Source organism: Paenochrobactrum glaciei, from assembly GCF_039522165.1.
In the GTDB taxonomy this organism is placed as follows: domain Bacteria; phylum Pseudomonadota; class Alphaproteobacteria; order Rhizobiales; family Rhizobiaceae; genus Paenochrobactrum; species Paenochrobactrum glaciei.
The window spans coordinates 154,007-173,996 of record NZ_BAAADE010000002.1 but is presented as its reverse complement, the minus strand read 5'-3'; the positions used below and the strand labels follow the sequence as shown (position 1 = coordinate 173,996).

Annotated in this window: 14 protein-coding genes; 7 read left to right on the top strand and 7 right to left on the bottom strand. The window is 49.8% G+C overall.

What is annotated here, in order from left to right; genetic code table 11:
* Nucleotides 1-39: 39 nt before the first annotated feature.
* Nucleotides 40-825, top strand: a complete 786-nt coding sequence (locus ABDZ76_RS07105; protein ID WP_343803621.1) for a hypothetical protein — start codon at nucleotides 40-42, stop codon at nucleotides 823-825.
* Entirely contained in the window at nucleotides 818-1,330 is a 513-nt protein-coding gene (locus ABDZ76_RS07100; RefSeq protein ID WP_343803618.1) for a thermonuclease family protein, read from the top strand. Before ABDZ76_RS07105 ends, ABDZ76_RS07100 begins: the two co-directional genes overlap by 8 nt.
* Before the next feature lie 237 nt (nucleotides 1,331-1,567).
* On the opposite strand, the gene ABDZ76_RS07095 is transcribed toward ABDZ76_RS07100, so the two are convergent.
* The 3 genes from ABDZ76_RS07095 to dnaG form a co-directional block, all read right to left on the bottom strand.
* On the bottom strand, nucleotides 1,568-1,858 hold the full coding sequence (locus tag ABDZ76_RS07095; RefSeq protein ID WP_343803615.1) for an HlyU family transcriptional regulator: 291 nt from the start codon (nucleotides 1,856-1,858) through the stop codon (nucleotides 1,568-1,570).
* An 88-nt stretch (nucleotides 1,859-1,946) separates the two neighbouring features.
* Nucleotides 1,947-3,965, bottom strand: a complete 2,019-nt coding sequence (gene rpoD / locus ABDZ76_RS07090) for an RNA polymerase sigma factor RpoD (RefSeq protein WP_343803612.1) — start codon at nucleotides 3,963-3,965, stop codon at nucleotides 1,947-1,949.
* Between the two features lie 377 nt (nucleotides 3,966-4,342).
* Nucleotides 4,343-6,310, bottom strand: a complete 1,968-nt coding sequence (gene dnaG, locus ABDZ76_RS07085; RefSeq protein WP_343804712.1) for a DNA primase — start codon at nucleotides 6,308-6,310, stop codon at nucleotides 4,343-4,345.
* Nucleotides 6,311-6,676: 366 nt separating this feature from the next.
* On the opposite strand from dnaG, the gene ABDZ76_RS07080 reads away from it, so the two are divergent.
* Nucleotides 6,677-8,371, top strand: a complete 1,695-nt coding sequence (locus ABDZ76_RS07080; protein ID WP_343803609.1) for a Na/Pi cotransporter family protein — start codon at nucleotides 6,677-6,679, stop codon at nucleotides 8,369-8,371.
* A 113-nt stretch (nucleotides 8,372-8,484) separates the two neighbouring features.
* Here the strand turns inward: ABDZ76_RS07080 and ABDZ76_RS07075 are convergent, their stop codons facing one another.
* The gene (locus tag ABDZ76_RS07075; RefSeq protein ID WP_343803605.1) at nucleotides 8,485-8,937 is read right to left on the bottom strand and encodes a GatB/YqeY domain-containing protein; all 453 of its coding nucleotides are present in this window, start codon (nucleotides 8,935-8,937) and stop codon (nucleotides 8,485-8,487) included.
* Nucleotides 8,938-9,237: 300 nt separating this feature from the next.
* Between ABDZ76_RS07075 and carA the strand changes: the two genes are divergently transcribed.
* Entirely contained in the window at nucleotides 9,238-10,458 is a 1,221-nt protein-coding gene (carA, locus tag ABDZ76_RS07070; RefSeq protein WP_343803602.1) for a glutamine-hydrolyzing carbamoyl-phosphate synthase small subunit, read from the top strand.
* A 102-nt stretch (nucleotides 10,459-10,560) separates the two neighbouring features.
* Here carA and ypfJ read toward each other — a convergent pair whose 3' ends face one another.
* On the bottom strand, nucleotides 10,561-11,505 hold the full coding sequence (gene ypfJ, locus ABDZ76_RS07065; protein WP_343803599.1) for a KPN_02809 family neutral zinc metallopeptidase: 945 nt from the start codon (nucleotides 11,503-11,505) through the stop codon (nucleotides 10,561-10,563).
* A gap of 468 nt (nucleotides 11,506-11,973) precedes the next feature.
* On the opposite strand from ypfJ, the gene carB reads away from it, so the two are divergent.
* From carB to ABDZ76_RS07050, 3 genes are all read left to right on the top strand, one after another.
* Entirely contained in the window at nucleotides 11,974-15,462 is a 3,489-nt protein-coding gene (gene carB / locus ABDZ76_RS07060; RefSeq protein WP_343803595.1) for a carbamoyl-phosphate synthase large subunit, read from the top strand.
* Nucleotides 15,463-15,840: 378 nt separating this feature from the next.
* Nucleotides 15,841-16,050: a cold-shock protein gene (locus ABDZ76_RS07055; protein ID WP_004684049.1), complete on the top strand. Its 210-nt coding sequence runs from the start codon at nucleotides 15,841-15,843 to the stop codon at nucleotides 16,048-16,050.
* A gap of 334 nt (nucleotides 16,051-16,384) precedes the next feature.
* On the top strand, nucleotides 16,385-17,587 hold the full coding sequence (locus ABDZ76_RS07050; RefSeq protein ID WP_343803591.1) for a pyridoxal phosphate-dependent aminotransferase: 1,203 nt from the start codon (nucleotides 16,385-16,387) through the stop codon (nucleotides 17,585-17,587).
* Between the two features lie 401 nt (nucleotides 17,588-17,988).
* On the opposite strand, the gene ABDZ76_RS07045 is transcribed toward ABDZ76_RS07050, so the two are convergent.
* Complete coding sequence (locus tag ABDZ76_RS07045; RefSeq protein WP_343803588.1) at nucleotides 17,989-18,894, bottom strand: LysR family transcriptional regulator; 906 nt, start codon at nucleotides 18,892-18,894, stop codon at nucleotides 17,989-17,991.
* Between the two features lie 19 nt (nucleotides 18,895-18,913).
* Entirely contained in the window at nucleotides 18,914-19,888 is a 975-nt protein-coding gene (gene trxB, locus ABDZ76_RS07040; RefSeq protein ID WP_343803585.1) for a thioredoxin-disulfide reductase, read from the bottom strand.
* Nucleotides 19,889-19,990: the final 102 nt, after the last annotated feature.

Below are 19,990 nucleotides of genomic sequence, written 5' to 3'. Positions count from 1 at the left end.
CTGGAAGCTTAGCCATAATAATTAACGGATGATCTTATTATGACATTAATTGCCATTTGGTTTCGAGAAGAAATGAATGCATTATATGCAGTTGCAGATAGCAGGTTAACTGCAAGTGGGGGAACTAGTGTACTAACAAATTCAGCGCCAAAATTTTTCCTATGTAGGGTTAGATGTCTCCAAGAAAGTCGTGTTATTACTGATAGCGAGATAATTATTGGTTATGCAGGCAGTGCTTCTGTCGCATTTACGACGATCGCCACTATTCAAAATTGTTTGAGCAATTTATCGGTAAAGAGCAATGATCGTCCACTTACTATGATGGATATTGGACAATTTTCCCAAAAGATCCTAGAGAAAAGTTATCGCGATTTTGGTGCTATTTGGGCGCAGGACGCTCGTTGTGACTTGGTAATATTTGGATGTCTGCCAAGTGAAAATCGTTTAGTGTCTATGCATATCAGTTGTCATATCGATAATGATATAGCCCATACTAAATTAAGTGATTTAGCTATAGTGGAACAAGGCATACTATGCTCATACGGTAGTGGGGCTAACTATTTCACCTCTGAACTAAAAAAAGAGATGGAGAGTACAGGTAAATGCTATCCGTTTAACTTGATAACTCGAATTCTAAAGAATGAGGAAAGACCGGATGTTGGTGGTCATTTGCAAATAGCTTTTGCGACTAGTGAATGTGTACAGATACCTCTAATCATATCAGAAGATGATTGTGGTCAAAAGGATGTTTACTATTTGGGACGTGGTTCCTTGGACCTTGGAAAGGTTGGCTCCCATTCGATTGGAACTACAGCCATTGGATAGCAAAGTTCATTTACTTAAGCTCAATTTAGCTAAACTTGTTCGCAGCAATGCAAAAGTAAACGATAGCTTTTTTATCGTTTCGGTAATTACTATAAGCTTGTTCACACTATGGGATTTGTCACCTGCAGCCGCAAAACCACTATGTTACAATAAAGTCTGCGTATTTGATGGTGATACAATTTCTTATGGTGAAGAGCGTATCCGCATTGCCAATATAGATGCTCCTGAGATCAGTGGCGCTAAATGCGATGCAGAGAAACGTCTGGGGTTAGTCGCAAAGAACCGCCTTTATATCTTATTGAAGGCTGGCCGCTTAAAGATCGTGCGTGGTGATCCCATAGATGGACGCAAAGTCGATCGATACAAACGCACACTTGCTACTATCTTGGTCAATAAAAAGGACGTAGGTGAAATTCTTATTGATGAGCAGCTAGCTCGGCCATGGAGCGGTAAAAGGGAGCCATGGTGCAGCACTTTAAAATGGCAGAAGAATAAACCTGTTTGAAGAGGACTTTAAGAGGCATTCACAACATCAAAAGTGTTGCCACTTGATCTTGCCGACGCTGCCACGCGAAGTTGCCCGCTACAATAGTGCTAAAATTGATCTAAAAGAAGCACGCGAACTTCTGCACACATAACACTTATCCAAAGTTGTTATTTTCTTTTTGCACATGGATCCATTAAAAAAGGCGGCATAGAAGCCGCCTGATGCGTTATGAAATATTTGATGCCGCAGCCCATATTAAGAGAACAGACGCTCACCCTGTTCATCAATAATCTGACGGCCTTTATTCAGCGCGATATTCGCTGCGTCTTCAATGGTCGGGCATTTATCAGCACGGATAAAACGGTTTTCTTTCATTTCATCGCCGATCTGTTTCGAGATCACGCCGCAGACCTGATACTGGCCGCCCTCCTTAAAGGGCGTTGCAATAACCAGAAAACCTTTATGCTCCAAACGTCCGGCTTCTTGCACGCTTTCAGTTTCATCACTTTGCGACTTGCCACCAAACAGACGTTTCAAAAAAGACATTCTACCCTCACCCTTAATCATCGCTGTTCTGCACAGCTAAATAAAAAAAGCCACCCGTCATAAACGGGTGGCCTGAACTTTAAGACACTTAGCTGTCCAGGAACGAACGCAGTTTCCTCGAACGGCTTGGATGTTTCAGCTTACGCAGTGCTTTCGCTTCAATCTGACGGATACGCTCGCGCGTTACCGAGAACTGTTGACCGACTTCTTCCAGCGTATGGTCTGTGTTCATGCCAATACCAAAGCGCATACGAAGCACACGCTCTTCACGTGGTGTCAGCGATGCCAGCACGCGGGTTGTGGTATCACGCAGGTTTGCCTGAATAGCGGAATCAATCGGCAACATCGCGTTCTTATCTTCGATGAAGTCGCCAAGATGTGAATCTTCCTCATCACCAACCGGTGTTTCAAGGGAGATCGGCTCTTTAGCGATTTTAAGAACCTTGCGCACTTTTTCCAAAGGCATTGCAAGCTTCTCTGCCAATTCTTCCGGTGTCGGTTCACGGCCGATTTCATGCAGCATCTGGCGCGATGTACGAACAATCTTATTGATTGTTTCGATCATATGCACCGGAATACGGATGGTGCGTGCCTGATCCGCAATCGAACGGGTAATTGCCTGTCTAATCCACCATGTGGCATAAGTGGAGAACTTATAACCACGGCGATATTCAAACTTATCAACCGCCTTCATCAGACCGATATTGCCTTCCTGAATAAGATCAAGGAACTGCAAGCCACGGTTGGTGTATTTCTTCGCAATCGAGATAACCAGACGCAGGTTCGCTTCAACCATTTCCTTCTTGGCAATGGCTGCTTCACGTTCACCTTTTTGCACCTGATTAACGATACGGCGGAATTCACCAATCGAAATCGCGGTTTCGGTCGCCAGAATCTGAATTTCAGTGCGCAGATATTCAATCGTGCGTGCTTCTTTTTCAGCCAGTTCTTTCCAGCCGCGGCTGGTCAGGGTTGCAATGCGTTCTGTCCAGTTCGGATCCAGTTCGCTGCCCTGATATTCTTTCAGGAAGTCTTCGCGGCGCACACCGAAAGATTCAGCCAGACGCAGCAGCTTGCCTTCGTTTTGTACCAAACGCTTGTTGATGTCATAAAGCTGCTCAACCAGCGCCTCAATACGGTTCTGGTTCAACGACAAGGACTTAACAGCGGTAATCAGCTGATCTTTAAGCTCTTTATAGCGCTTTTCCTGACTATTGGACAATTCGCCGGTTGCAGCCAGACGGCCTTCAACCTGCTGATCCTGAAGTTTGCGAAGCTTGGAATAAGTTTCCGCGATCAGATCAAGGGTTTCCATGACCTGAGGGCGAAGTTCTGCTTCCATTGCCGCAAGCGACAGGTTCACTTCGTCTTCATCGTCCTCATCATCTTCCTCAATCGGGGCTTCGCCGCCGACATTGGTAATGTCGTCATCGCGCACACGACGCTGGAAACGCTCTTCAGGGCGCTTCTGTGCTTCTTCTACACGCTCAATAGCTGGCGCCTGTTTTGCTTCAGGGCCGGCATAAGTTGTTTCAAGATCAATGATTTCACGCAGCAAAATCTGCTGGTCGTTCAAAGCTTCACGCCAGATGATGATCGCCTGGAAAGTCAAAGGACTTTCGCAAAGACCGGCAATCATGGTTTCGCGACCAGCTTCAATACGCTTGGCAATCGCGATTTCACCTTCACGCGACAAAAGCTCAACCGTGCCCATTTCGCGCAAATACATGCGCACCGGATCATCGGTACGGTCGGTTGGTTCTTTTTTGGTCGTCGTGGTGGCAACCGCAGTGCCGGAAGCTTCTACCAGCTCGCCGCCTTCTTCCGCGTCGTCCTCAGCCTCTTCGCGATCTGCGTCCTGCTCGTCATCTTCCACCACATTGATGCCCATATCGGAAAGCATCGCCATCGTGTCTTCGATCTGCTCGGAGGTAACCTCTTCAGAGGGCAGCACAGCATTCAGCTCGTCCATCGTGACATAGCCACGTTTCTTGGCGAGCTTGATCATCTTCTTGACAGCGTCGTCAGAAAGGTCGAGAAGCGGGCCATCAGTGGCGCCATCGCGCTCGACTTCAGCCTCTTCGTTTTCTTTCACCTTCGTTGCCATATACTTGTCTCCAGGCGACCGGGTCGCTTCTCTAAAGAATTAGATAGGTCGACGAACTTGTACCAAGATACAATTCGTCTGTGTAATTCAGCCAGTATAAGATTGCCCTTAATAGGCAATTAACCCTATACCCTATGTACTGATATTAAGGCGGTTTATGCTCATTTTAGCGAGTTTACGCTCAAAAAACGGCATTTAAGACCTTTTTTGCTACGTATTTCAGCTTTTGAAGCGCGTCTGTTTTCGTCAATTTCACTACATCTTCTGTGCGACTCACATGATTCGCGCTCAAAAAGCGAATCATTTGTTGTCGCAACCCAAAAGCTGCACATAAAACAACGACTTCAAGCCCATAGCTTAGAGCGTTCAAACTGCACCTAAAAGCCTCCGGCAGGTCTGCCGGAAGATAAACCAAACCCTTCAATCAGTGCTTCAGTGGCATCAGCTTTGCGAATTTCATTTTGAATTTCGAGCAAACGTCCAAAGACTTCTCCGGTTTCGTCATTCGCCAGTGCCTCCACAACTGCACGCAGCTCTTTATGTAGTGTGCGGGCGCGCTGATGCAAGTGAAGCGCTTGTTTTAATGCTTCGCGGGCATCATCCTCGGCGGCTCTTGTGGTTGCAGGCCAAAGCCTTGCATTGCGCACACTTTGATCCAACTGCGCCAATTGCTCGCCAAATCCGGCCTTTGTCAGTGCCAGATGCATAGCAATACCGTCTTCAACGCGTGAAAGTGCCAACACATCGAGCATAGCCAGATGAAGCTGACGCAATTGCTCATGCTCCAGATCAAGTGCGGCCATGGTTTCAAAATCATCTTCCACCAGACGCGGATGATTGATGAGTGTCATCAAAATGGCTGTCTCGCGCAAAGGTGGCGCAACCGAGCCGCTGCCTGAGCGCCCGCCCTTCACCAGCGTTGAACGTGCCAGACTGTCCGAAATAGTCAGCCGCCCTGTACCGCCACCGCGTTGGCCGAATTGTCCAAACTGGTTACCCTTGCCATTGCCGCTATTGTTTTTATTCCAGCCACCTGTTTTGCGCCCACGCCCAAAGAATTGCTGCGCGCGATCACGCATTTCCTGCCCGTAATGGCGGCGAATATCCTCATCGGTAATCTTCTGCGTAATTTCACGCAGCCGTGTTTCAAGTTCAGCGCGTCTTTCCGGCGTATCGAAAGTGCCGCCCATCGTCTCACGCATCCAGAGCATATCGGCAAGCGGCTTGGCATCGTCCAACACAGCACGGAAGCCTTGCGCACCTTGCGCTTTCACCAGATCATCAGGGTCTTTACCCTCTTCCAGCAACGCAAAATGCAGTGACTGCCCCGGCTTTAACACCGGCAATGCCAGATCAACCACACGATTAGCTGCACGCAACCCCGCCTGATCGCCATCAAAACATAAAACCGGCTCCGGGCTCATGCGCCATAAAAGATTAAGCTGATCGTCGGTCAAAGCTGTGCCAAGTGGCGCTACCGCCTGCCCGATACCGGCCTGCGCCAAGGCGATTACGTCCATATAGCCTTCCACAACCACCACCGGTTTGGCAGGTTGGCCGCCCTGCGGCTGCGAGGCTTTACGCGCACGCAAACCATTATAAAGGACGCGACCTTTATGGAATAATTCGGTTTCCGGCGAATTCAGATATTTGGCTGGCGCATCAGGCGACATGGCACGTCCGCCGAACGCGATAATGCGGCCACGCAAATCCTCAATCGGAAACATGATGCGATCACGGAAACGGTCATAGGACACCGGAATATCCGGCCCTGCCACCACCATGCCACACGCTTCCATCTGTTCTTTAGAAACACCTTTGGAAGCCAAAAACTCTTTCAGTGCATTACGGCTATCAGGTGCATAGCCGATGCGGAATGTTTGCTGCGTGGTGGCGGAAAGCCCGCGATCACGCAAATAGGCGCGCGCTTTGGCACCATTGGCGGCTTGCAACTGCGCTTCAAAATAAGCAGCGGCCAAATTCATCACATCATAAAGTGTCGATCGCTGCGCTTCGCGCTGTTCCATTTCCGGATCACGCGCCGGCATCGGCACGCCAGCCATATCAGCAACCCGCTCAACCGCTTCAGGAAACTGCAAACCTTCGAGTTCCATCAGAAAATTAAAATGATCACCGCTCACCCCGCAACCAAAGCAATGGTAGCGGCCCTTGCGATCTTCGCAATGAAAACTTGGTGTATTTTCACCATGAAACGGGCAGCAGCCCCAAAAGTCGCCGCGCGAGGAATTGCTCTTTTTGCGGTCGAAGGGAACGCGCGTTCCGATCAATGTTGAGATCGGAACGCGGTCTCTGATCTCATCAAGGAAAGACGGCGGAAAACGCATATAAAAAGACCACTTCACATAAATCCGTGCCCAAAGCTACATGCAGCAACAATGCGCAAAGCAGCTGAGGTGCCGGAAATTTAAACCTTCATCCGAAAACCAGAATATCACATATATAGAGCGAAGCTTGCTTAATTCCAAAGCTCTGTCACATCAGATTTATCATTTAGTGCTTAACCCTGTGCAAAACTTAATTTGGACGCATCTCCGGCGTTAAAGAACATATGTATCAGCTGTTGGATTATCGATATTTTAATTCTATATTGCGAGTGTTAAAGCGTGATAAAACTTAAGATAATCACCCTTACATCCTTTATTTTTCGGCCTATTCACATAATTTTCGGACCAACGGAGGGGTAAAATTCATTGAGCGGCTCCGTTGTCCTTTTAAATCTGGCTGGTGCAGTAGCTTTGCTGTTGTGGGCCACCCGCATGGTGCGCACCGGCGTTGAAGAAGCCTTTGGCGAACAATTACGGCGCGGTTTGCGTAACCGCATGCAAAATCCGTTGCTCGCAGTCGCTTTCGGCACAGGCCTTGCCATCGCATTGCAAAGCTCCACCGCTGTCACATTGCTGGTCGGTTCTTTTGTCGGCTCCGGCTTTGTGTCCGGCATTGCAGGACTTATGGCAGTGCGTGGCGGCGAGCTTGGCTCAGCACTGGTCGTCAAAATCCTGACCTTTGATCTGACCTTGATGGTGCCGCTTTTGCTGGTTGCAGGCACTGCCATTTCCATGACCACCGAGCGTCATCAATGGCGCCAGATCGGCCGCATCTGCGTCGGCATTGCCTTGTTAATCCTGTCACTGGAAATGACCTCGCATGCAACTGAACCCTTGCGTGACAGCCAGCTCTTGCCGGTCATCGTCAATTATTTGAAGGGTGACCCCATCACGGCCTATCTGCTGGCCGCATTAATGACATGGCTGTTTCACTCCAGCGTTGCTGCCATTATTTTGCTCGTCAGCTTTTCCTCACGCGGGCTGATCGATGCTAATCTGGCCGTGGTTATGGTGCTCGGCGTCAATCTAGGTTCATCCGTTATTGCTCCTATCCTCACCCGCAATGCCTCGCCCGAAAACCGCATCGTACCGCTCGGCAATCTGCTGATGCGCGGTGCCGGTTCACTGGTGATGTTGATTCTGGTTGAAACCTTCAAACCCGATCTGGCACTGCTCGGCCAAGACCCGTCCTCGCAGGTCATCAATGCGCATATTGTCTTCAACGTCATTATTTTGATTGCCGGTATTCCGCTTTCAGGTCTGGTATTGCGCACCACCAAAGCACTGGTGCAAATCAATGCCCATAAATATGGCCCCCAATCTCCGGCGGAATTAGAGCAATATAGTGCGCTTGATAAAGGCGCACTGAAGCATCCGGCACAAGCACTGGCCAATGCCACCCGTGAGGTTTTAAGCGTTTGCGAAACCGTGGAAGTCATGTTGCAGCGGGCAATCGATGTTTTTGAAAAGCCCGATCAAACCCGCATTGATGAACTGGCCGCCCTTGATGACCGTGTCGACAAACGGCATATGGCGATCAAACTTTATCTGACCCAGCTGGCCACCCAAAAGCTCACAGAAGCTGAAGCCGCCCGTATGCAGGAGCTCCTGGAAGCCTGTATCAAGCTGGAACAGGTCGGAGACATTATCGTGCGCAATATGCTGGTGCATGTGCAGAAAAAGCTCGATCAAAAATTAAACTTCACCGAAGAAGGCTGGAAGGAAATCGTCGAATTTCACGAGGTCGTTCTCTCCAATGCTCATCTGGCCTTCAATGTGCTGCTCTCGCGTGACAGCAACACAGCACGCCAATTGGTGCAGCAAAAAGACCGTTTGCGTGATCTGGAACGTGAAACCACACGGCAGCATTTTGCCCGCCTGCGTGCCGGTTCACCACGCAGTATTGAAACAAGCACCATTCATCTCGATACCATCCGCGACTTGAAACAAATCAATTCGTTGCTGGCAGCCCTTGCCTATCCGGTACTTGAAGAAGAAGGCCTGCTTGGTGGCACGCGCTTGCGCAAGCTGCCGAAAAATCCTCCATCTGAAACCATCTGATCAACAAAAAGCCGCGCTTCATTAATGGAAGCGCGGCTTTTGATATTCTTGCGGATGGTTTTTTGACGAAACTGCATTTTTAGTTGTCGCAGTTTCGTTACAAGACTTTTATCTTACGATAAAAGTTCTTTTACGAAACTACTGGCCAAAGCAAAATCCATCTGGCCGGTATAGCGCTCTTTCAGCACAGCCATGATCTTGCCCATGTCGCGCAAGCCCTGCGCATCAATTTCCTTGATCACATCGGCGCAAATTGTCTTCACTTCGTCAGCCGACAATTGCTGCGGCAGAAAATCACGAATGATCTCAATTTCATCCTGTTCGTTCTGTGCCAGCTCAGGGCGATTCCCTTCGATATAAATCTTGGAGGAATCTTCGCGCTGCTTGATCATTTTTGCCAAAATGGTCAAAAGCTCTTCATCGCCGACCGGATCTTTACCAGCTGAACGATTGGCTATATCGCGATCCTGAACAGCCGCCATCACCAAACGCAGTGTAGAAACACGGCGTTTTTCCTGCGCTTTCAAAGCGTTGTTCAGTGCCTCAGTAATCTGCTGGCGCAACATCTACGTCTCTCCTGACGGTCATAAAACTCAATGGATATTTGTGCATTATTCATAAAAACCGACGGTCAGTACTATTAAAAGTGCCATAATTGCAAATTATTTTGCAAGAATTGCGTGACAGTCATTGACCGATGCGTCGTGTTTCTCTATTGCCCAAGGCTTAGCAGAGAACTTTGACTATGCACAACGGCGGGAGCATCACATCCCGACGTCTTTACGTGTGTCATATGGCGAGAAACCGGTTTTGTTTCAAGTCACGCTGTGCAACGCTATAACATCAGCCCGATCAGGAGTGCCCACATGACAAATACAACTCACACAACTGCACCCTGGTCAAAGACCAAGCCAACCGCTGTACTCGTTCTTGCCGATGGCACTGTCATCGAAGGTATGGGCGCGGGTGCAACCGGTGCTGTTGAAGCAGAAGTTTGCTTTAATACGGCCTTGACCGGATATCAGGAAATTTTGACTGACCCGTCTTATGCAGGTCAGATCATTACCTTCACATTCCCACACATCGGCAATGTTGGTGCCAATGATGAAGATATTGAAAACCTAACCCCCGCCAATCATACCGGTGCTGTGGGTGTCATTTTGAAAGCGCCGGTAACAGCGTCCTCCAATTACCGCGCCACCCAAGAACTGGCTCCTTGGCTGAAAACCCGCGGCATCATCGGCATTTATGGCGTTGATACCCGCGCCCTCACCGCTTTGATCCGTGAAAAAGGCGCACAGAATGCTGTGATTGCCCATGATCCTGAAGGCAATTTTGACCTCGACGCACTGAAAGCACGTGCCAAGAACTGGTCAGGCCTTGAAGGTCTTGATCTGGCCAAAGATGTTACCAGCGGCCAGTCTTCCACATGGTCGCAGGCACCTTGGGTCTGGGATGAAGGCTATGGCGAATTAGCCGAACCAAAATACCATATTGTTGCGATCGATTACGGCGTGAAGCGCAACATCCTGCGCATTCTTGCCGGTCTTGGCGCAAAAATCACCATTGTTCCGGCCACCACTTCAGCTGAAGATATTTTGGCCTATCAGCCAGACGGCATTTTCCTGTCCAACGGCCCCGGCGATCCGGCAGCAACTGGCGAATATGCGGTACCAACCATCGAAAAGCTGATTGCAAGCGATATTCCGCTGTTTGGTATCTGCCTTGGTCACCAGATGCTGGCGCGTGCACTGGGCGGCAACACCCAGAAAATGCATCAGGGTCATCACGGTGCCAACCATCCGGTGAAAGATTACACCACAAACAAGGTGGAAATCGTTTCGATGAACCACGGCTTTGCAGTGGATTCAGACAGCTTGCCTGAGCATGTTGAAGAAACGCATGTATCGCTGTTTGATGGCACGAATTGTGGTTTGCAGGTTATTGGTAAGCCGATTTTCTCGGTTCAGCACCATCCGGAAGCAGGCCCGGGCTCGGAAGATTCCCATTACCTCTTCCGTCGCTTTATCAACCTGATCCGTGCAAAGCGCGGTGAAGCATTGCTTCCTGAACGCGAAGCGGCCTGAAACTAAAAAACTTACGCGAAGCGGCTTGAAGCCTGTAAAATTCAAGACAATAAAAAAGCCGGACATTATGTCCGGCTTTTTTTTGTATCAGTAGAAACGATTTTAAATCGCGCCGCTGAATGTATCGCAGGCATCAAGCTTACCGGTTTCAAAACCACGCTTGAACCATTTTGCACGCTGCTCGGATGTGCCGTGGTTGAAACTATCGGGCACAACATAGCCCTGTGAGCGCTTCTGCAATGTATCATCACCAATCTGGTGAGCAGCATTCAGCGCATCTTCCAAGTCACCTGTTTCCAGCAAGCCTTTCTGCTCGGTGTAATAGCCCCAGATACCGGCAAAGCAATCAGCCTGAAGCTCAACGCGAACAGACATTTTATTGGCTTCAACTTCGCTCATCTTCTGGCGCATCTGATTGAACTTCGGCAAAATACCGAGCAGGTTCTGCACATGGTGGCCGACCTCATGCGCCAGAACATAGGCTTGCGCAAAATTACCCGATGCACGGAAGCGATTAGCCAGTTCATCATAGAAAGTCAGATCAATATAAACCTTCTTGTCACCCGGACAATAAAACGGCCCCGAAGCAGAAGATGCCGTGCCACAGGCGGAGCTTACACGGTCTTTAAACAAAACCAGAGAAGGCGCCGGATATTGCGCACCTTGTGACTGGAAAATACCACTCCATGTATCTTCGGTTTCAGCCAGAATAGTGCGTACAAACTGGGTCATTTCATCATTTTGCACCTGACCGCCTTGTGCAACAGAGCGGCCGGATTGCTGTGACTGGGTTTGTGCCGGCATGGAACCGTCACTGAAAAGCACTGCCCATGGATCAACGCCGACAAATTTCAGCACGAAGAACATGATCACCAGAATGACGATACCGGAAACGCCGCCACCGCGTACAAGACGAAAACCGGGACCACCGAAGCCGCCACCGCCCATATTGCCGCCAAAGCCGCCCCGACGACCGCCCAAGCCATTATCGCCATTGACACGGCGGTCTTCCACATTGTCACTTTGCCTGCGGCCTTGCCAACGCATGCGCGAACTCCCTGTTCAGCTTAACTTTTAAATTCATAGCACAAAACGGCTCAAACAATCATCCTGATCTGCATCGCGTTCCGGTTCATCATCAACGTCGAAACCACCCTTACAGTTCCGCGCACCTAATCAGATGCCGCAAAAAGAATGAGCCACTTTATTTTTGCTCTTTATAAATCACACAGAGATTCTTTATTCTATTCAGAAACGCAGTTTCTTTAACAAAAAGCGCCCCCTCTTTGTGCATATCGGTCAAATTTCACGCATGATCTGGCCACAGAAACACCGATATGCAAAAAAGATGGTGCTAACATGCAAAATAATGCCATAAAAATGAAATTAGAGGGTTCCGCTTAAAGCGATCATTGCCTATAAGGCACGCTTAGCCCAAGAATTTAAATTGCCGCCAACCCGCCGGATATCCGTGCGGGCTTTTCTGGCAGGCTAAACAAACAATAGGATGTCACCATGCCGAAACGTACAGATATAAAATCTATCCTTATTATCGGTGCCGGACCTATTGTTATCGGACAGGCATGTGAGTTTGACTATTCAGGAACTCAGGCTTGTAAGGCACTGAAAGAGGAAGGCTACCGCATCATCCTCGTCAACTCCAATCCGGCCACCATCATGACCGATCCGGATCTGGCAGATGCGACCTATATTGAGCCGATCACACCAGAAGTTGTGGCAAAGATCATTGCCAAAGAACGCCCTGATGCATTGCTGCCAACCATGGGCGGCCAGACAGCGCTTAACACGGCATTGTCGCTGCGTCGCATGGGCGTTTTGGAACGCTACAATGTGGAAATGATCGGTGCGGATGCCCATGCCATTGATAAGGCAGAAGACCGCGCCCTCTTCCGCGAAGCAATGCACAAGATCGGTCTTGATACACCTACATCTTTCCTTGCCAACGCAACCGAAGTTAAAGAAGAAGACCGTAAGGCACACGACGCACGCCGTGCTGAACTGCGCGCAACCCTTTCAGGCGATGCGCTTGATGCGGCTCTTGATAAGCTCGAAACCGAATGGCAGCTCGGCGAAACCGATCGCAAGCAGCGCTATATGGGTCACGCTTTGTCAAAGGCTGCACAGGCGCTCGACATTGTTGGCTTGCCAGCCATTATCCGCCCGAGCTTTACCCTTGGCGGCACCGGCGGTGGTATTGCTTACAACCGTCAGGAATTCTTCGAAATCATCGAAGGCGGCCTTGATGCTTCGCCAACCACTGAAGTGCTGATTGAAGAATCCGTTCTCGGCTGGAAAGAATATGAAATGGAAGTTGTGCGCGATAAAGCGGACAACTGCATCATCATTTGCTCCATCGAAAACGTCGATCCGATGGGCGTTCACACCGGTGACAGTATCACTGTGGCACCTGCCATCACCCTGACCGACAAAGAATACCAGATCATGCGTAATGCATCGATTGCGGTTCTTCGTGAAATCGGCGTTGAAACCGGCGGTTCCAACGTGCAGTTCGCCATCAATCCGGCCAATGGCCGTATGATCGTCATTGAAATGAACCCGCGCGTGTCGCGTTCATCTGCACTGGCTTCCAAAGCAACCGGCTTCCCGATTGCCAAAGTGGCTGCCAAGCTTGCTGTCGGCTATACGCTGGACGAATTGGACAACGACATTACCGGTGGTGCAACCCCTGCTTCGTTTGAACCAAGCATTGACTATGTTGTCACCAAAATCCCGCGTTTTGCTTTTGAAAAATTCCCGGGCTCTTCGCCAATCCTCACCACTGCAATGAAATCGGTTGGTGAAGTGATGGCTATCGGCCGTACTTTCCAGGAATCCTTGCAGAAAGCGCTTCGCGGCCTCGAAACCGGCCTGACCGGCTTTGACGAAATTTCCATTCCGGGCATTGAAGACGGCGACGAAAAGAACGCAATCCGCGCAGCTATCGGCACACCGACACCAGATCGTCTGCGCATGGTTGCCCAGTCCATGCGTTTGGGTCTCACCAATGAGCAGATCCATGACGCCAGCAAGATCGACCCTTGGTTCCTCGATCAGATTTCTGAAATCGTGCAGATGGAACAGCGCGTGCGCGAGCACGGACTGCCGCAGGATGCAGAAAATCTGCGTATGCTGAAAGCCATGGGCTTTTCTGATGCCCGTCTGGCCAGCATCACCGGTCAGGATGCCAGCGATGTGGCAAAACTGCGCGCTGAGTTGAAAGTTCATCCGGTTTTCAAACGCATTGATACATGCGCTGCCGAATTCGCCTCGCCAACCGCTTATATGTATTCTTCTTATGAAACCCCGTTTGCAGGCAGCACCGCTTCGGAAGCCGGCGTTTCAGATCGCAAGAAGGTTGTTATCCTCGGTGGCGGCCCTAACCGTATCGGTCAGGGTATCGAGTTTGACTATTGCTGCTGCCATGCCGCTTTTGCGCTCGGTGACGCTGATTTTGAAGCCATCATGGTCAACTGTAACCCTGAAACAGTTTCAACCGACTATGACACGTCAGACCGCCTTTATTTCGAACCGCTAACCGCGGAAGATGTGCTTGAAATTCTGCGCGTTGAGCAGCAGGCCGGTACATTGCACGGCGTTATCGTTCAGTTTGGTGGCCAGACCCCGCTGAAGCTTGCAGAAGCGCTTGAAAAAGCCGGTATTCCAATCCTTGGTACATCGCCTGATGCAATTGACCTTGCAGAAGACCGCGACCGCTTCCAGAAGCTGCTGATCAAAAATGATCTCAACCAGCCTAAAAACGGCATTGCCTATTCGGTTGAACAGGCTCGTCTCATTGCTGGTGATCTTGGCTTCCCGCTGGTTGTGCGTCCTTCTTACGTGCTTGGTGGTCGTGCAATGCAGATCATTCAAGATGAACGTGGCTTGCAGTCATACCTGCTCGACACCGTGCCTGAACTGGTACCGGAAGACATCAAGGCGAAATATCCGAACGATAAAACCGGCCAGATCAATACATTGCTTGGCAAAAACCCGCTTCTGTTCGATACCTATCTGGTCGATGCAATCGAAGTGGACGTTGACTGCCTCTGCGATGGCACCAACACTTATGTTTCCGGTATTATGGAGCATATTGAAGAAGCTGGTATTCACTCCGGTGACAGTGCCTGCTCCTTGCCGGTTCATACCCTGACACCAGCAATCGTTGCAGAACTCAAGCGCCAGACCGCAGCTCTTGCCAAAGCGCTCAACGTCGTCGGCCTGATGAACGTGCAGTTTGCAATCCAGAAAGATCAGATCTTCGTTCTGGAAGTCAACCCGCGTGCATCGCGTACCGTTCCGTTCGTAGCAAAAGCAATCGGCACACCGATCGCCAAGGTTGCAGCCCGCATCATGGCTGGCGAAACCCTTGATGCAGCGCTGAACGCCTATGGCGGCGAGCCGGATATGTCGAAGCGTCCGCATATTGCAGTGAAAGAAGCTGTGTTCCCGTTTGCCCGCTTCCCGGGCGTCGATACACTGCTCGGCCCTGAAATGCGCTCGACCGGTGAAGTGATGGGGCTGGATTACGACTTCGCTATCGCATTTGCGAAAGCGCAGCTCGGTGCAGGCGTTGATCTGCCGCGTGAAGGTACGGTGTTTGTCTCCGTTCGCGACGAAGACAAAGAACGCATCCTGCCAGCAGTTAAGAAACTGGCTGATCTCGGCTTTGAAGTTCTGGCAACCGGCGGCACACAGCGCTTCCTCGCGGAGCATGGTGTGAAAGCAAACAAGGTCAACAAAGTCATTGAAGGCCGTCCGCATATTGAAGACGCGATCCGCAACCGTCAGGTTCATCTGGTCTTCAACACCACGGACAGCGCCAGTGCCGTGTCGGATTCCAAATCCATCCGCCGCGCAACCCTGATGCACAAGCTGCCTTACTACACCACCATTTCCGGTGCAGAATCAGCAACCGAAGCAATCGCAGCGCTGAAAGCCGGCTCACTGCAAGTGCGCCCGCTGCAAGATTACTTCACGGCATAAGCCTGAAATTAAAAAAGCCGGTGATCCCCTCACCGGCTTTTTTTTATGGGTGCATTTTTATAAAAAGCTTCTCTGTCACTGAACGACACTTTGCCCTTATTTTCAAAATTCCGTCAGAAAATGATTGAATTTACAAATAGGCCGCATCCTTATTCAACTGATTTATCAGTGTTTTTTCATGAATTTATTAGCCTTGGTGACCGCTTGTGCCTTCTACAATAATAGCGTATAAGGCATTATCGATTTTTCGGTCGAGTGACTTTGCGACCCGTGCGGCCTGTTCGCGCTTCCTGACGATCTCCAATCCATAATTTCGATCCACGGGACGTGTGCATACCATACGGACTTGAATTTATTCGTTACGCAAAGGAATTTCCCATGGCTACGGGAACTGTAAAGTGGTTTAACACGACCAAGGGTTTTGGCTTCATTCAACCTGATCAGGGCGGTACTGACGTTTTCGTTCATATCTCCGCTGTTCAGCGCGCTGGCCTCACCACTCTTGATGAAGGTCAGAAGGTTTCTTACGAAATCGTTCAGGACCGTCGTTCGGGCCGCTCTTCGGCTGATAATCTCGTTGCTGCTTAATAAGCAACATATGAGTTTCATGAAGAAGGCGGGTTTTTAACCCGCCTTTTTCTTTGCCGCATTTTATGCCGCCCAAAGCTTTCTTTACAAACATCCGGCACTTGCTCCCTTTTCAAGGCTTTTGAATAGTGGTTGTGATGGGGCTGGTATGATGGTTGGGCTGCAAATCAGTCAGTTTCACATTCCGCCACTGTCAGAAATTAAAATGTGACGAAATATCCGTACTTAAACACAAAGCTTTTCTTGCGCTTTGTTACCCGATGCGACATAGCAGAGTGATTAAATCACTAAAGAGTGATTTCATAATTTTCATCTGCCACTGAGGAGAATGATTATGGCATTTCTTGCCGACGCCCTTTCCCGTGTTAAGCCATCAGCAACGATCGCTGTCAGCCAAAAAGCCCGTGAGCTGAAGGCTAAAGGCAAAGATGTGATCGGACTTGGCGCTGGTGAACCTGATTTTGATACGCCTGCGCATATCAAACAGGCCGCCATTGACGCTATCAATCGCGGTGAAACCAAATACACCGCTGTGGCAGGCATTATCGAACTGCGCAAAGCTATTGTTGGCAAGTTCAAACGTGAAAACGGTCTGGATTACACACCGGAACAGGTTATCGTTGGCACCGGCGGCAAGCAGATCCTGTTCAACGCTTTCATGGCAACGCTCAATCCGGGCGACGAAGTTATTGTTCCTGCGCCTTACTGGGTCAGCTATCCAGAAATGGCAGCGCTTAACGGCGGCACACCTGTTTTCATCAATACCCGTATGGAAGACAATTTCAAGCTGACCGCTGATGCGCTTGAAAAAGCCATTACACCAAAAACCAAATGGCTGGTTTTCAACTCACCATCCAACCCGACCGGTGCCGCTTACACCGAAGCCGAGCTGAAGAGCCTGACAGAAGTGCTGGTACGCCATCCGCATGTCTGGATCCTCACCGACGATATGTATGAGCACCTCGTCTATGGCGATTTCAAATTCACCACCCCTGCGCAGGTTGAGCCGTCACTTTATGACCGCACCCTGACCATGAATGGTGTGTCGAAAGCCTATGCGATGACCGGCTGGCGTATTGGTTATGCTGCAGGCCCGCTTGAACTGATCAAAGCAATGGATATGGTTCAGGGTCAGCAGACCTCTGGTGCCTGTTCTGTGGCACAGTGGGCAGCTGTTGAAGCGCTCAACGGTCCGCAGGATTTCATCGCCCAGAACAAGGCTATCTTCCAGGGTCGCCGCGATCTGGTGGTTTCCATGCTTAATCAGGCTAAAGGCATCACCTGCCCGACACCAGAAGGCGCGTTCTACGTTTATCCTTCCTGTGCAGCCCTGATCGGCAAGAAAACCGAATCCGGCAAGGTCATTGAGACCGACGAAGATTTCGTCACCGAGCTGCTTGAAGCAGAAGGCGTTGCTGTTGTGCATGGCTCGGCATTTGGTCTTGGACCAAACTTCCGTATCTCCTATGCAACTTCGGAAGATCTGCTTGAAGAAGCCTGCAAGCGCATTCAGCGCTTCTGTGCAAGCTTGCGATAAGCTTTCACGCAACAAAAATTAAGGAGCCGCAAGGCTCCTTTTTTTGTGCCTATATGTTCAGCACAATTACAAAATCAAATCAGGAATCTGGACAAAAAAAAGCCGGACAAAACGTCCGGCTATAAAGTTTTGAAGGAGCGTAAAAGCAATCCTTCAGAGGGGAACACTCATGATGCGCAAATGGGAGGAGAAACGCATCACTGAGATGGCCTTTATATGCACTTATTAGCCCCCAATAACAACAGACCTTATCGCAACGCAGCCATGCATAAATCACATAGCTTTAGTGGAGTTATAAAATACAATAATTTCAATGTGTTATATTCTTTATGAAATGAAAAAGCTTAATCCGACGCACGGATTAAGCCTTTTGGATAATAAGAATTGCATGGCTTATGCGATCAATAAGCCCAGTTACGCGCCTTTGAGAAAAGGAAATCACGGAACACATGCAGCTTCGCAGAATTTTTAAGCGCTTCCGGATAACAGAAGAACGTGTCGAAAGACGGCGTTTCTTCCAGATCAGGCACCATTTGTACGAGACCTGCTTCTTTATCAACCATGTAATCCGGCAGAACACCAATACCGATACCACGCTCCACCGCACGGCGGATCGATTGCAGATTATTAACCTGCAAAGCAGAAACGCGCTGGCTGCCATCGGTGCGACCGGCAATTTCCAGCCAGTTAAGACTGGTCAGATAGCTTGGCGCCATTTCACCAAAGGTGATGATACGATGTTCGTCCAGCTGTTCAAGCGAACTGAGCTTGCCGTATTTTGCTACATAAGAAGCAGAGGCATAAACATGCATATGCACCGTAAACAAACGGCGCTGGATCAAATCCGGCTGCTGCGGCTGGCGCAGACGGATAGCGCAATCAGCATGACGCATGGTCAGATCCAGCTCTTCATTGTCGAGGATCAGCTGCAATTGCACATCAGGATAAAGTTCGATGAACTCCTGAATACGTTCCATCAGCCAGCCGGTACCAAGACCAACGGTGGTGGTAACGCGCAAACGCCCGCTTGGCTTTTCTTTACTGTCAGCCAGTTTCGAGCGTACATTTTCAAGCTTCATCAGCACATCATGCGCCGTGCGGTACAAAATCTCACCCTGTTCTGTGAGAATAAGACCGCGCGCATGCCGGTGAAATAACGGCACGCCGACATCTTGCTCCAAAGCACTAACCTGCCTTGAAATTGCTGATTGCGACAAATGCAGCGTCTGAGCAGCATGGGTGAAAGACCCTGCCTCAGCCGCCGCATGGAAAATGCGCAATTTATCCCAGTCGAGCGGAGCGACCACGTGTATCCCCTTTTATATTTTATTCGGCGGCTTCAGCGGCAGGTTCCTGAGCTGCCAGCCAGCGTTCTGCTTCCAAAGCTGCCATACAACCAAGGCCTGCGGCTGTTACTGCCTGACGATAGACATCATCTGCCACGTCACCGGCTGCAAACACACCCTCAACATCGGTTGCGGTTGAATCCGGTGCAGTCCACAAATAGCCGTTTGGCTTCTGCTTCAGCTTGCCGGCAAAAAGCTCCACTGCCGGTGCATGGCCAATCGCAATAAACACACCATGCGTTTCAAGTTCGCTCAGTTCTCCCGTCTGAACATTCTTCAAACGCACGCCTGTGACGGTTGCACCAACCGGCGGCTTTGCTTCATTTCCTGTAATTTCATCAACAACACTGTTCCAGATGACTTTCACATTGTCACGCTTCAACAAGCGGTCGTGCAAAATTTTCTCACCGCGCAAGAAATCACGACGATGAACAAGCGTCACGGATTTAGCGATATGCGAGAGGTAAAGCGCTTCTTCAACGGCAGTATTACCACCGCCGACAACCACCACATCACGGCCACGATAGAAGAAGCCGTCACAGGTCGCACAAGCAGAAACCCCGCCGCCCATAAATGTCTGTTCACTTTCAAGGCCGAGCCATTTCGCCTGCGCACCGGTCGCAATAATCAGCGCATCACAGGTATAGATTGTGCCTGAATCACCGATCAGCTGGAAAGGACGCTGATCAATCTTCACTTCCGTGATGAGATCATAAGCAATTTCTGCACCGACATTTTCTGCCTGCTTTGCCATCTGTTCCATCATCCACGGGCCTTGAACCGGATCGGCATAGCCTGGATAATTTTCGACTTCCGTGGTGATCATCAGCTGGCCGCCCTGCTGCATGCCGGTGATGATCAGCGGTTTCAACATGGCACGCGCTGCATAAATCGCCGCCGTATATCCGGCAGGACCAGAGCCAATAATGATAACTGGCGCATGACGCTGTGACATGAAAAAATTCCTCTCGGGCATAAATTTAAGGGCATAGATCGGCAGTTAAGCTAATCGGTTAGAATCATCTTTCCGTGCTTGAAACGCTCACTGCACAGATAT

Bases quoted from the DNA above. Each gene is read 5' to 3' on its own strand.
- ABDZ76_RS07105 (WP_343803621.1), top strand. From the start codon at position 40: ATGACATTAATTGCCATTTGGTTTCGAGAAGAAATGAATGCATTATAT.
- ABDZ76_RS07095 (WP_343803615.1), bottom strand. From the start codon at position 1,858: ATGTCTTTTTTGAAACGTCTGTTTGGTGGCAAGTCGCAAAGTGATGAA.
- rpoD (WP_343803612.1), bottom strand. From the start codon at position 3,965: ATGGCAACGAAGGTGAAAGAAAACGAAGAGGCTGAAGTCGAGCGCGAT.
- dnaG (WP_343804712.1), bottom strand. From the start codon at position 6,310: ATGCGTTTTCCGCCGTCTTTCCTTGATGAGATCAGAGACCGCGTTCCG.
- ABDZ76_RS07075 (WP_343803605.1), bottom strand. From the start codon at position 8,937: ATGTTGCGCCAGCAGATTACTGAGGCACTGAACAACGCTTTGAAAGCG.
- carA (WP_343803602.1), top strand. From the start codon at position 9,238: ATGACAAATACAACTCACACAACTGCACCCTGGTCAAAGACCAAGCCA.
- ypfJ (WP_343803599.1), bottom strand. From the start codon at position 11,505: ATGCGTTGGCAAGGCCGCAGGCAAAGTGACAATGTGGAAGACCGCCGT.
- carB (WP_343803595.1), top strand. From the start codon at position 11,974: ATGCCGAAACGTACAGATATAAAATCTATCCTTATTATCGGTGCCGGA.
- ABDZ76_RS07055 (WP_004684049.1), top strand. From the start codon at position 15,841: ATGGCTACGGGAACTGTAAAGTGGTTTAACACGACCAAGGGTTTTGGC.
- ABDZ76_RS07050 (WP_343803591.1), top strand. From the start codon at position 16,385: ATGGCATTTCTTGCCGACGCCCTTTCCCGTGTTAAGCCATCAGCAACG.
- trxB (WP_343803585.1), bottom strand. From the start codon at position 19,888: ATGTCACAGCGTCATGCGCCAGTTATCATTATTGGCTCTGGTCCTGCC.